The following is a 12,554-nucleotide window of genomic DNA, read 5'->3' as shown; positions in this document are numbered from 1 at the left end:
AACAGGTGGACAGAGTTAGAGTAACCGAACGATCGGTCGGGACAAGGGGGTCCGCCGGGTCTGTGGATAACTCTGTACGGGAAGATCGCACCCATGACCGCCACCGCACATATGACCGCCGTAGCGTCGCACCGCATCGTCGCAGTCGTCGGCACCGGCACGATGGGGCAGGGCATCGCGCAGGTCGCTCTCGTAGCCGGGCACCCGGTGCTCCTTCATGACACCGTGCCGGACCGCGCCGAACAGGCCGTCGGCGCCATCACCGCGCGGCTGGACCGACTGGTCGAGAAGGGCCGGCTGACCGCGGCGGAACGGGACACCGCCTGCGGGCGACTGGCTGCCGTGGCGGATCTGGCGGAGCTCGCAGACGCGGCGCTCGTCATCGAGGCGATCGTGGAACGACTCCCCGTGAAGCAGGAGCTCTTCGCCGCCCTCGAGCGGTTGGTGGCGGAGGACTGCCTGCTGGCGACCAACACGTCGTCCCTCTCCGTGACGGCGATCGCGAGCGTGCTGAAGCATCCCGGCCGTTTCCTCGGGCTGCACTTTTTCAATCCGGCGCCGCTGCTCCCCCTGGTCGAGGTGGTGAGCGGCTTCGCGACCGATGAGCCGAGCGCGGCCCGTGCCCGGGCGACGGCCAAGGCCTGGGGCAAGACGCCGGTCCGCTGTACCGACACTCCTGGCTTCATCGTCAACCGCATAGCCCGCCCGTTCTACGCCGAGGCCTTCGCGGTGTACGAGGAGCGCGGCGCCGACCCGGCCACCATCGACGCGGTGCTGCGCGAGTCCGGCGGATTCCGGATGGGCCCCTTCGAGCTGACCGATCTGATCGGTCAGGACGTCAACGAGGCCGTCACTCACTCGGTCTGGGAATCCTTCTTCCAGGACCCCAAATTCCGCCCGTCGCTCGCGCAGCGGCGCCTGGTCGAGTCAGGGCTGCACGGCCGCAAGAGCGGGCGCGGCTGGTATGCGTACGGTGAGGGCGCCACGCGGCCCTCGCCGCACACCGCACCGGCCACCGAGCCGCCGTCCGAGATCACCGTGGAGGGCGACCTCGGACCGGCCGGGGAGCTGGTCGCCATGTTCCGCGAGGCCGGGGTCGCCGTGCGTGAGGACGAGGAGGACGCCGGGTGCCGGATCGTGCTGCCGAGTGGTGGCCAGCTGGTGCTGGCCGACGGACAGACGTCCGCGGAGTTCCGCGATGTGGTCTATTTCGACCTGGCGCTCGACTATCGGACGGCGACCCGGGTCGCTCTGTCCGCCTCCGAGGTCACCGGATGGGAGACGCTCCGGCAGTCGATCGGTCTCTTCCAGCGGATCGGCAAGAAGGTCAGCGTCATCGGTGATGTCCCAGGCATGATCGTCGCTCGTACCGTCGCGATGCTGGTTGACCTGGCCGCCGATGCCGTCGCCAAGGGCGTCGCGTCCGCCGAGGACATCGACACCGCGATGCGGCTGGGCGTCAACTACCCGCTGGGGCCGGTCGAGTGGGGGCGCAGGCTCGGCCGATCCTGGGCGCACGAGCTGCTGGACGAGCTTCACGCGCGTGTCCCCGGCGGACGGTATGCGCCGTCGCTCGCCCTCTACCGGCAGTCGTACGTCCATCAGGAGAAGGGCGGGACAACCTCATGACCACGCCCAAGCGCGACACCTACACCCCCGAGACCCTGCTGACCGTCGCCGTCCGGATTTTCAACGAGCGTGGCTACGACGGCACGTCCATGGAGCACCTCTCGCAGGCGGCGGGCATCTCCAAGTCATCCATCTATCACCATGTCGCGGGCAAGGAGGAGCTGCTGCGTCGTGCGGTCAGCCGCGCGATAGACGGACTCTTCGGTGTGCTGGGAGAGCCAGGGGCGGCGCGAGGGCGCGCGATCGACCAGGTCGAGTACGTCACGCGCCGTACGGTCGAGGTGCTGATGGCGGAACTTCCGTACGTCACCCTGCTGCTGCGCGTACGCGGTAATACGACCACCGAGCGCTGGGCGATGGAGCGGCGCCGGGAATTCGACCAACGGGTCGCCGGCCTGCTCAAGGCGGCGGTCGCCGAGGGCGATCTCCGTTCCGACGTGGACATCCGGGTGGCCACGCGGCTGCTCTTCGGCATGATCAACTCGCTGGTCGAGTGGTGGCGCCCGCAGCCCGGATCCGGCCCCGACGCGGATCAGCTGGCGGAGACCGTCGTTCAGCTCGCCTTCGAGGGGCTGCGTACGGCGTCGGCCCGCCAAGCGTCCGGGGAGACACCCACGGACGCCTGACGGTTCAGGAAACACCCGTGACGGCGCAAGAAGCACCCGTGACGGCTCAGGAAGTACGCGCAGGCCCCGGCGGCTGCTCGGGTGACGACCCGGGTGGTGGCCCCATCGCACCGCCCGAGGGTTTCGCAGGATCCAGATCGGTCTCCTCGAAGACCAGCAGGGTGCGCGTGGAGAGCACCTCGGGTATCGACTGGATCTTCGTCAGCACCAGCTCGCGCAAGGCCCTGTTGTCGGCACTGTGCACCAGCAGAAGTACGTCGAAGTCGCCGCTGACCAGAGCGATATGGGCAGTTCCCGGTAGCTCGGTGAGCTGCTTGCGGACCGTACGCCAGGAGTTCTGCACGATCTTGAGCGTGATGTAGGCGGACGAGCCCTGGCCCGCGCGTTCGTGGTTCACCCGGGCGCTGAAGCTGCGGATCACGCCGTCCTCGATGAGCCGATTGATACGTGCGTAAGCATTGGCCCGCGAGACGTGGACGCGGTCGGCCACGGACCGTATCGAGGCGCGGCCGTCCTTCTGGAGGATGCGCAGGATGTCACGGTCGATCGCATCCAGCGGGCGCGCGGGAGGGCGCTCACCGTCATCGGCCATTTGTTCAGCTGTCATCAGCCCCCGCCTTCCTACCATGGACGACCTGTCTCCATCCCAGGCTGTGGAGAACCGTTTGTCCACAGGCTGAAGGTGTCAGTAGCCAAAATGCCCTTTCGACCGAACAATCGGTAGGTGAGGCGCATCACATGGCGGTGCGCCCTCCCCGCTCCCACGAGGAGGTGTTTCGGATGACGGTCCAAGAGCTGCCCGGTGCTACATCCCATCCGGCATGGAAGCTCCGCACCGACCCCGCGCCGCTGCTCCCGGACCCCGAGCCGTACCAGGTGCTCGGTACGGACGCCGTCGGCCGGCTGGACGCCGAGCTGTTGCTCGGGCTGTACGACGCCCTGGTGCACGGCCGGCGGTACAACGCGCAGGCCACCGCACTCACCAAGCAGGGCAGACTGGCCGTCTATCCGTCATCCACCGGTCAGGAGGCGTGCGAGGTCGCTGCCGCGCTGGTTCTCCAGGAGCAGGACTGGCTCTTCCCGAGCTACCGCGACACCCTCGCCGCGGTGGCGCGCGGCCTCGACCCCGTCGAGGCACTGACTCTGCTCCGAGGCGACTGGCACACCGGTTACGACCCGCGCGAGCACCGCATCGCACCGCTGTCCACCCCACTGGCCACTCAGCTGCCGCATGCCGTGGGTCTGGCCCATGCCGCCCGGCTGGTCGGGGACGACGTGGTGTCGCTCGCGATGGTCGGTGACGGCGGGACCAGCGAGGGCGATTTTCACGAGGCGCTCAACTTCGCCGCGGTGTGGAAAGCACCGGTCGTCTTCCTCGTCCAGAACAACGGCTTCGCGATCTCCGTACCGCTCGCCAAGCAGACCGCGGCTCCTTCACTGGCCCACAAGGCCGTGGGGTACGGCATGCCGGGCCGGCTGGTCGACGGGAACGACGCGGCAGCGATGCACGAGGTGCTGTCCGACGCGGTTGGTCTCGCCCGGTCCGGCGGCGGCCCGACGCTGGTCGAAGCGGTGACCTACCGCATGGAGGCCCATACGAACGCCGACGACGCGTCGCGTTATCGCGGCGACGCGGAGGTCGAGACCTGGCGGAGGCACGATCCGATCCTGCTCCTGGAGCGGGAGCTGACCGGGCGCGGGCTGCTCAGTGACGAGCGCATACGGTCGGCGAGCCATGCCGCGGACACCATGGCGGCGGCCCTTCGTGAGCGGATGAACGCGGAGCCGCTGCTCGACCCGATGGACCTCTTCGCCCAGATCTACGCGACGCCGACGCCCCAGCTGCGGGAGGCGTCCGCGCAGCTCCGCGCCGAGCTCGACGCGGAGAACGAACGATGAACGACGCGGAGAACGAACGATGACCACAGTGGCAGTGAAACCGGCCACGATGGCACAGGCGCTGCAGCGGGCGATGCGCGATGCGATGGCCGATGACCCCACCGTGCACGTGATGGGGGAGGACGTCGGGACGCTGGGCGGGGTGTTCCGGGTTACCGACGGGCTGGCGAAGGAGTTCGGCGAGGACCGGTGCACGGACACGCCGCTCGCGGAGGCGGGCATTCTCGGTGCGGCCGTGGGCATGGCGATGTACGGGCTGCGGCCGGTCGTCGAGATGCAGTTCGACGCCTTCGCCTATCCGGCGTTCGAGCAGCTCGTCAGCCATGTGTCGCGGATGCGTAACCGCACCAGGGGCGCACTGCCGATGCCGATCGTGGTGCGGATTCCGTACGGCGGCGGGATCGGTGGGGTGGAACACCACAGTGACTCGTCCGAGGCGTACTACATGGCGACTCCAGGGCTCCATGTCGTCGCGCCGTCCACGGTCGCCGATGCCTACGGGTTGCTGCGGGAGGCGATCGCCTCCGACGACCCGGTGGTCTTCCTGGAGCCGAAGCGGCTGTACTGGTCGAAGGCCGAGTGGTCGCCGGACGCGCCCGCCGAAGTGGCGCCGATAGGGCGGGCCGTGGTGCGGCGCACGGGCAGCAGCGCCACGCTGCTGACCTACGGGCCTTCGGTGCCCGTGTGTATGGAGGCTGCGGAAGCGGCACGCGAGGAGGGCTGGGACCTGGAGGTCGTGGATCTGCGCTCGCTGGTGCCTTTCGATGACGAGACGGTCTGCGCGTCGGTTCGGCGCACCGGCCGGGCCGTGGTGGTCCATGAGTCAACCGGGTTCGGCGGTCCGGGCGGAGAGATAGCCGCCCGGGTGACGGAGCGCTGTTTCCACCATTTGGAGGCGCCGGTGCTGCGGGTCGCTGGTTTCGACATCCCTTATCCGCCGCCGATGCTCGAGCGACACCACCTGCCGGGTATGGACAGGGTCCTGGACGCGGTCGAGCGGCTGCAGTGGGAGGCGACGAGCTGATGCCCCAGGTCCTGGAATTCAAGCTGCCGGACCTCGGGGAGGGGCTGACCGAAGCCGAGATCGTGCGGTGGCTGGTCGCTGTCGGCGATGTGGTCGTGGTCGACCAGCCGGTCGTTGAGGTCGAGACGGCGAAGGCGATGGTGGAGGTGCCGTGTCCTTATGGCGGCGTGGTGACGGCACGGTTCGGTGAGGAGGGTAAGGAACTTCCGGTCGGTGCGCCGCTGCTGACGGTGGCGGTGGGATCGGCGGATGCGGTGGTCGCCGCCGAAGACGACTCGTCCGGCAACGTGCTCGTGGGATACGGCACGGGTGGGGCGGTGGCTGCTCGGCGGCGTCGGATACGAACCGGTGCGGTGGCGGCGTCGGGTGCGGATGCGGTGCGGCCGGGTGCGGGTAGCGAGCGGCCGGGTGCGGATACCGAACGGGGCGCGGCAGCTCCGGGAGGGGGGCCGGTTCCGGTTATTTCGCCGCTGGTGCGGCGGCTGGCCCGTGAACATGGCGTCGACCTGCGGGCCTTGGCGGGCACCGGCCCGGACGGCTTGATTCTGCGGTCCGATGTGGAGCGCGCGATCCATACGCCGACCGCGGCAGCCGTATCGCCCGCGGCAGCCGTATCGCCCGGGCGGGCCGTATCGCCCGTGGGGACGGATGCGGTGGGTGCCGGAGAGGCGGTCCGTGTTCCGCTGCGGGGAGTGCGGGGCGCGGTCGCGGAGAAGCTGTCCCGGAGTCGCCGCGAGATACCGGACGCGACGTGCTGGGTCGACGCGGATGCGACCGAGTTGATGGCGGCGCGGGCGGCCATGAATACCGCGGAGGGGCCGAAGATCTCGGTGCTGGCCCTGCTGGCCCGCGTGTGCACCGCTGCCCTGACGCGCTTCCCGGAGCTCAACTCCACTGTGGATATGGCAGCCGGCGAGATCGTGCGCCTGCCGTCGGTCCACCTGGGCTTTGCCGCCCAGACCGAACGCGGACTTGTCGTGCCGGTGGTGCGCGAGGCGAACGGGCGGTCGACGGAGTCCCTGAACGCCGAGTTCCTACGGCTGACCGAGGCGGCCAGGACCGGGACGCTGACCCCGGCCGAGCTGACGGGGGGCACGTTCACCCTGAACAACTACGGAGTGTTCGGCGTCGACGGGTCAACGCCGATCATCAACCATCCCGAGGCGGCCATGCTGGGCGTGGGACGGATCGTGTCCAAGCCGTGGGTGTGGCAGGGGGAGCTGGCGGTCCGGCAGGTGGTGCAGCTGTCTCTCACGTTCGATCACCGGGTGTGCGACGGGGGGACGGCCGGCGGTTTCCTCAGGTATGTAGCCGACTGCGTCGAGCGGCCGGCGGTGTTGCTGCGGGGGGCGTGAGGCGCGCCGGCGAATGCCCGAGCGGGAAGGCAAGGACGGGAGGGTGAGGGGGAAAGAGGCCCGTGGGTGATGGGCGAGAGTAGCGGGTCAGGGGCAGGAGCCGGGCGGGATTGGCACGAGACCGTTCCGCCGGGGCACGCTCACAGCCCATACTCGCGGCATGACCTTGTATGACGCCGTCGTGCTCGCCGGAGGCTCTGCCAAGCGACTCGGAGGAGCTGACAAGCCGGGCCTCACCGTGGGCGGGCTTGCGCTGCTCGACCGGGTGCTGGCGGCCTGCCGGGGAGCCGGGACCACCGTGGTGGTCGGTGGCCGCCGCGGTACCGTGCGGCCGGTGGTCTGGACCCAGGAGCGGCCGCCCGGTGGCGGGCCGCTGGCGGCTCTCGGAGCGGGGCTGCGCCTCGTAACGGCCGAGACGGTGCTCGTGCTCTCCGCGGACCTGCCGTTTCTGGGCGAGGCGACCGTACCGGCGTTGCTGGACTCCCTCGGGTCGGGCCCGCCCGAGGGAGTGCTGCTCACCGATCCGGACGGTCGTGATCAGCCCCTCGTCGCGGCTTACCGCACCGAATCGCTGCGCCGTGAGCTCGCTCTGCTCGCCACTGAGCACGGTTCGCTCGCCGGGCTTCCGGTGCGGCTGCTCACCACCGAACTCGACCTCGCCCGGATCGACGCCGAGCCCCTCGCCTCGTTCGACTGCGACACCTGGCAGGACATTGCATCGGCGCGGGCCCGTATCAGGGAGCATGGACACGTGCTGGATGAATGGATCACCGCAGTCAAGGCCGAACTCGGAATCGATCTCGACGTGGACACCGGCGTCCTCCTCGACCTCGCCCGCGATGCCGCGCACGGTGTCGCCAGGCCGGCGGCGCCACTGACCACGTTCCTGGTGGGTTACGCGGCGGCGAAGGCGGAGAAGGACGGGCCCGAGGCGGTCGCCGATGCCGCTCGCAAGGCAGCCGCGCTCGCCAACCGGTGGGCGGACGAGGCCGAAAAGGGCGAGGGAACCGACGCCGGATGACCGAGCAGGACGACCGTGACGTCGACGAAGCGCTGGCGCTGGTCGGCAAGGAGCCACCCACCGTGCCGCTGCCGGCTTCGCCGCAAGGTCACCGCGCAGTCCCCTGGGCCGAGGCCCGTGCCCGGGCCGAGCAGACCGGCCGGGCCGCACAGCTCGCCGTCCGGCGGGCACCGCTCGACCGGACCCTCGGTCAGGTGCTCGCCGAGCCTCTCACCGCCCTCAGCGATCTGCCGTCCTTCGATACCTCCGCCATGGATGGCTGGGCGGTCGCCGGGCCGGGGCCCTGGCGGATCGAGGGCGACGGCGGCGTCCTCGCCGGTCACTCCGCACCGGCGCCGCTCGCCGACGGCGAGGCGGTGAGAATCGCCACCGGCGCCCGGATCCCGCCCGGTTCCACCGCCGTCGTCCGTACGGAACACGCCCGTACGGAACACGCCCGTACGGAACACGCCCGCACCGAACACACCCGCAGCGAACCTGGCCGTACCGACCACGGCGCGACGTCGCTCCCTGCGCCATTGCTGCATGCCCGGCGTCCGGTCGTTCACGGGCAGGACATCAGACCGCGTGGGCAGGAGTGCAGATCGGGTGATCAATTGCTGCCGATCGGGGCGCTGGTGACCCCCGCCGTGCTCGGACTTGCGGCCGCCGCCGGATACGACGAACTGCTCACCGTTCCCCGGCCCCGGGTGGACATTCTGATCCTCGGTGACGAGCTGCTGGTGGAAGGGCTCCCCCACGACGGCCTGATCCGGGACGCCCTGGGGCCGATGATCGGCCCATGGCTCCGCGCGCTCGGCGCGGACGTGCTGTCCACTCGCCGTCTGGGAGACGACGCCGACGCGCTCCACCGAGCCGTCACCACCTCCGGTGCCGACCTGATCGTCACCACCGGGGGTACCGCGGCGGGGCCCGTGGACCATGTGCATCCGATTCTGCGCAAGGCCGGCGCCGACCTGGTGGTGGACGGCGTCGCGGTCCGGCCGGGGCATCCCATGCTGCTCGCGCGGCTCACCGAGACCCGCCATCTGGTCGGGCTGCCGGGCAATCCGCTGGCCGCCGTATCCGGGCTGCTGACGCTCGCCGAACCCCTGTTGCGCACCCGCTCCGGCCGTCCGGCGGTGGAGGCCTACGCCGCTCCGGTGCGTGAGGAGGTGCAGGGGCATCCGTACGACACGCGGCTGGTCCCCGTGGTGCACCGGGCGGAGGAGATCGTGCCGCTGCACTTCAACGGGCCCGCCATGCTGCGGGGCATGGCAGCTGCAGACGGACTGGCCGTGGTTCCGCCGGGGGGCGCGCGAGCCGGGCAGCGTCTGGAGATCCTCGATCTGCCGTGGGCGGGGGAGTGTTTCACGTGAAACTGCCCGGACACGACGCCCTTGACCGACAGGTGGACGAGAGGCTGGTCACCCGGCGGGTCACGCTGCCGCGCCGGATGGTCCAGAGGCCGCTCCGGCAAGTCGCAAGGCGGGTCATGATCGCCTTGTTGGTACTGGTGGTGACGGCGTTCACCGTCTGGTTCGACCGTGAGGGCTATCACGACAATGCCGACGGCTCGGTCGATCTGCTCGACTCCTTTTACTACGCCACGGTCACCCTCTCCACCACGGGGTACGGCGACATCGTTCCCTACGGAGCCGGTGCCAGACTCACCAACATCCTGGTGGTCACGCCACTGCGCGTGCTGTTTCTGATCATCCTGGTCGGTACGACTCTCGAAGTGCTCACCGAGCGCACACGGGAGGAGTGGCGGCTGAATCGCTGGAGGCTCCGTTTGCGTGACCACACTGTCGTCATCGGATTCGGTACCAAGGGCCGCTCCGCGATGCAAACGCTGTGTGCGACAGGGCTGAACCGCGAGCAGATTGTCGTCGTCGACCCGAACAGCAAGGTCATCGAGGCTGCCAATGCCGAGGGTTACGCGGGAGTCGTCGGGGACGCGACCCACAGTGATGTGCTGCTCAGCGCCGAACTGCAGCGTGCCCGGCAGATCGTGATCGCGACGCAGCGCGACGACACCGCGGTACTCGTCACCTTGACCGCCCGTCAGCTCAATCGGGGGGCCAAGATCGTGGCCGCGGTGCGCGAAGAGGAGAACGCACAGCTGCTGCGCCAGTCCGGTGCCGATGCGGTGATCACCAGCGCCAGTGCGGCGGGCCGGTTGCTCGGGCTGTCTGTACTCAGTCCCAGCGCCGGCACGGTGATGGAGGACCTGATCCAGCAGGGCAGTGGGCTGGATCTGGTCGAGCGGCCGGTGATAAAGGCCGAGGTGGGCCGAAGCGTCCGGGAGGTGAAGGACCTGGTGGTCACCGTGAAGCGGGGGCATCGGCTGCTCGGGTATGACGATCCGGACGCCAGTCCGTTGCAGCTCACCGACCGTTTGATCGCGATTGTGCGTGTCTCCCCTGCGGCGGCGGGAACGGGTGCGGAGTAGCCTCGCGCTCATGCATGCGATCACGATCCCCGAACCTGGCGGTCCCGAGGCGCTTGTCTGGGCCGAGGTGCCTGATCCCGTACCCGGCGAGGGCGAAGTCCTTGTCGAGGTCGCGGCGGCGGCCGTCAACCGCGCCGATGTTCTGCAACGGCAGGGTTTCTACGACCCCCCGCCCGGCGCGTCGCCCTACCCCGGCCTTGAGTGTTCCGGCCGCATCACGGCCCTGGGTCCCGCGGTCTCCGGCTGGGCCGTGGGCGACGAGGTGTGTGCGCTGCTGGCAGGCGGCGGCTACGCGGAGCAGGTCGCCGTACCCGTGGGGCAGCTACTGCCGTTGCCCGATGGAGTCGACCTGGTGACTGCGGCCGGGCTGCCCGAAGTGGCGTGCACGGTGTGGTCGAACGTCTTCATGGTGGCCCATCTGCGGCCCGGCGAGACCCTGTTGGTGCATGGCGGGTCGAGCGGAATCGGCACCATGGCGATCCAGTTGGGGAAGGCCGTCGGGGCGCGAGTCGCCGTCACCGCGGGCAGCGCCGACAAGCTGGCGCGGTGCGCCGAGCTGGGCGCCGACATTCTCATCGACTATCGCGAGCAGGACTTCGTGGAGGAGATTCGCCGGGCGACGGACGGGGCGGGCGCGGACGTCATCCTCGACATCGTCGGAGCGAAGTACCTGGACCGGAACGTGAAGGCGCTGGCGGTCAACGGGCGCCTCGCGGTGATCGGTATGCAGGGCGGCGCGAAGGGCGAGCTGAACCTCGCGACACTGCTCGGCAAGCGGGGCGCGGTGACGGCCACGTCGCTACGGGCCCGGCCGTTGGGCGAGAAGGCAGCGATCGTCGCGGCGGTACGGGAGCATGTCTGGCCGCTGATCGCCGGTGGACGGGTGCGGGCCGTGGTGGACCAGGAGGTACCGCTCGCCGAAGCGGCGGAGGCACACCGGTTGCTGGACACCGGGACGCACGTGGGCAAGATCCTCCTGCGGGCTTCGGCACCCGCTCGGGGCTAGCCACCCACGACGCCCGCGCCGAACCCAAGAGGCCCGCGCCAACCGCAAAAACCGCGCCAACGGTTTTCCCTCGTGAACACCGAGGCCCGGGCTCCCTTCCTACGCACACCGCGTACGAACGGAGCTCGGGCCTCGAGATTTTCCGTGCCTGGCGTTCAGCGACTACAGATACGGCCCGGAGCGGATCGCCCCGTGGCCACCGGGCTCCTCGTCGTCCTCCTGGCCGCCGGCCCCCGGCGGAAGGGCGCGACGCATGCTTTCCAGCTGAGCCCTGGCCGCCATCTGCTGGGCGAAGAGGGCCGTTTGGATGCCATGGAAGAGGCCCTCCAGCCAGCCAACCAACTGGGCCTGCGCAATCCGCAGTTCCGCTTCGGAGGGGATGGCCTCGTCGGTGAACGGGAGCGACAGGCGCTCCAGCTCCTCGACGAGCTCCGGGGCCAGGCCGTCCTCCAGCTCCTTCACCGAAGAGGCATGGATGTCCTTGAGACGGACCCGGCTCGCCTCGTCCAGAGGTGCCGCGCGCACCTCCTCGAGAAGCTGCTTGATCATGCTGCCGATGCGCATGACCTTGGCCGGTTGCTCCACCATTTCTGTCACTGGAACCTCGCGCGACTCGTCGTCACCGCCGGCTCCGCCGCCGAGCGCCATTCCGTCCTGTCCCACGACCAGGACGTGGGGCTGCTCCCGCGACTGTTCCGACCGTTCACTCCTCGGCATATCCATACCGCCATTGTCTCGCACACATACTCCACGGGAGTGTGGTGCCCCCTATCCCGGGTGATCCACCCTTTGCCGGTGTCATCCGGGGTGGCCGGGCCGGCACCGGACTGCGAGGCAAGTCCCTAGGAACGCCGCAACCGCAGCCCCAGGAAGCCCAGACCCACTCCGACCAGCGCAAGCCCGGCTCCCAGTGCGCCGACATGGATCGGGAGCGGGTCGGACTGCGAGACCGTCTTTTCTGCGGACTGCTGCGCGATCGCATCGCCTGCGGGACGGGCAGGACTCGCCGCCGGCTGCCGGGACGGGGCTCGCGTCGCCTCCGGTGCTCGGTACGAGGGCTGCTCGGCCGGGGCCGACGCGTCTGCCGGGTTCCGCTCGGCGGCTGACGCGCTGTGGCTCGGGGCGCTGCTCGTCGTACCGGACGGGCGCGGCGAGGGCTTCACGGGGTGGCCGGGCCGGGTGTGTCCTTGGCCGGCGGCTCCACCGCCCAGTGAGGCGCTCGGGGTGGGTGGCGGTACGGCCGCCGGGCCGTGGTCCCGGCCGGGGCGGGCCGGGTGGCCCGGATGCCCCGGGTGGTCGGTGTGATGTCCATGGCTCCGGCCGTGCTGACGACCGTGGTCAGGGCGGTGGTGGTCGCCGTGCGGACCCGGGCCGTGGCCCTCCGCGGGGAGGCCTGCCGCCGGACGGGCCGAAGCGGTGGGCGTCACTCCACCCGCTTCCGCACCAGCACCAGCACCGGCGCCGGCACCGGCGCCGGCACTCGCGTGGCGGCTCGGTGCCGGGAGCACCGAGTCCACGGCAGCGCTCAAAAGCGGCGAGGGCAGAACGGGATACACCCCC

Annotated in this window: 12 protein-coding genes; 9 read left to right on the top strand and 3 right to left on the bottom strand. The window is 70.0% G+C overall.

Going from position 1 to position 12,554, the window contains the following annotated elements; genetic code table 11:
• Positions 1-111 precede the first annotated feature (111 nt).
• Positions 112-1,629 (top strand): 3-hydroxyacyl-CoA dehydrogenase, encoded by a 1,518-nt coding sequence (locus AB0M87_RS17330; protein WP_365854117.1) that lies wholly within the window; start codon positions 112-114, stop codon positions 1,627-1,629.
• Entirely contained in the window at positions 1,626-2,255 is a 630-nt protein-coding gene (locus AB0M87_RS17325) for a TetR/AcrR family transcriptional regulator (protein WP_365853659.1), read from the top strand. Before AB0M87_RS17330 ends, AB0M87_RS17325 begins: the two co-directional genes overlap by 4 nt.
• A 46-nt stretch (positions 2,256-2,301) precedes the next feature.
• On the opposite strand, the gene AB0M87_RS17320 is transcribed toward AB0M87_RS17325, so the two are convergent.
• On the bottom strand, positions 2,302-2,862 hold the full coding sequence (locus AB0M87_RS17320) for an Lrp/AsnC family transcriptional regulator (protein ID WP_365853657.1): 561 nt from the start codon (positions 2,860-2,862) through the stop codon (positions 2,302-2,304).
• Between the two features lie 173 nt (positions 2,863-3,035).
• Between AB0M87_RS17320 and AB0M87_RS17315 the strand changes: the two genes are divergently transcribed.
• From AB0M87_RS17315 to AB0M87_RS17285, 7 genes are all read left to right on the top strand, one after another.
• Positions 3,036-4,154, top strand: a complete 1,119-nt coding sequence (locus AB0M87_RS17315) for a thiamine pyrophosphate-dependent dehydrogenase E1 component subunit alpha (RefSeq protein WP_365853655.1) — start codon at positions 3,036-3,038, stop codon at positions 4,152-4,154.
• Between the two features lie 19 nt (positions 4,155-4,173).
• Positions 4,174-5,178, top strand: coding sequence for an alpha-ketoacid dehydrogenase subunit beta (locus tag AB0M87_RS17310; protein ID WP_365853653.1), 1,005 nt, complete (start codon positions 4,174-4,176; stop codon positions 5,176-5,178).
• Positions 5,178-6,533 carry a dihydrolipoamide acetyltransferase family protein gene (locus AB0M87_RS17305; RefSeq protein ID WP_365853651.1) on the top strand — a complete coding sequence of 452 codons (1,356 nt, stop codon included), beginning with the start codon at positions 5,178-5,180 and terminating at the stop codon, positions 6,531-6,533. The genes AB0M87_RS17310 and AB0M87_RS17305 overlap by 1 nt, the downstream gene beginning before the upstream one ends.
• A gap of 160 nt (positions 6,534-6,693) precedes the next feature.
• Entirely contained in the window at positions 6,694-7,554 is an 861-nt protein-coding gene (locus AB0M87_RS17300; RefSeq protein ID WP_365853649.1) for a DUF6457 domain-containing protein, read from the top strand.
• A complete protein-coding gene (locus AB0M87_RS17295; protein WP_365853647.1) occupies positions 7,551-8,912 on the top strand; it encodes a molybdopterin molybdotransferase MoeA in 1,362 nt (453 codons plus the stop codon). Before AB0M87_RS17300 ends, AB0M87_RS17295 begins: the two co-directional genes overlap by 4 nt.
• On the top strand, positions 8,909-9,988 hold the full coding sequence (locus AB0M87_RS17290) for a potassium channel family protein (protein ID WP_365853645.1): 1,080 nt from the start codon (positions 8,909-8,911) through the stop codon (positions 9,986-9,988). The genes AB0M87_RS17295 and AB0M87_RS17290 overlap by 4 nt, the downstream gene beginning before the upstream one ends.
• Before the next feature lie 10 nt (positions 9,989-9,998).
• Positions 9,999-10,994, top strand: coding sequence for an NAD(P)H-quinone oxidoreductase (locus AB0M87_RS17285; RefSeq protein ID WP_365853643.1), 996 nt, complete (start codon positions 9,999-10,001; stop codon positions 10,992-10,994).
• Positions 10,995-11,156: 162 nt separating this feature from the next.
• Here the strand turns inward: AB0M87_RS17285 and AB0M87_RS17280 are convergent, their stop codons facing one another.
• Positions 11,157-11,717, bottom strand: coding sequence for a bacterial proteasome activator family protein (locus AB0M87_RS17280; protein ID WP_365853641.1), 561 nt, complete (start codon positions 11,715-11,717; stop codon positions 11,157-11,159).
• Between the two features lie 119 nt (positions 11,718-11,836).
• A complete protein-coding gene (locus AB0M87_RS17275; RefSeq protein WP_365853639.1) occupies positions 11,837-12,421 on the bottom strand; it encodes a hypothetical protein in 585 nt (194 codons plus the stop codon).
• Positions 12,422-12,554 lie beyond the last annotated feature (133 nt).

This window comes from Streptomyces sp. NPDC051320 (genome assembly GCF_040682175.1).
Classification (GTDB): Bacteria; Actinomycetota; Actinomycetes; order Streptomycetales; family Streptomycetaceae; genus Streptomyces.
The sequence above is the reverse complement of the archived record's forward strand: the minus strand, read 5'-3'. Positions and strand labels throughout refer to the sequence as shown.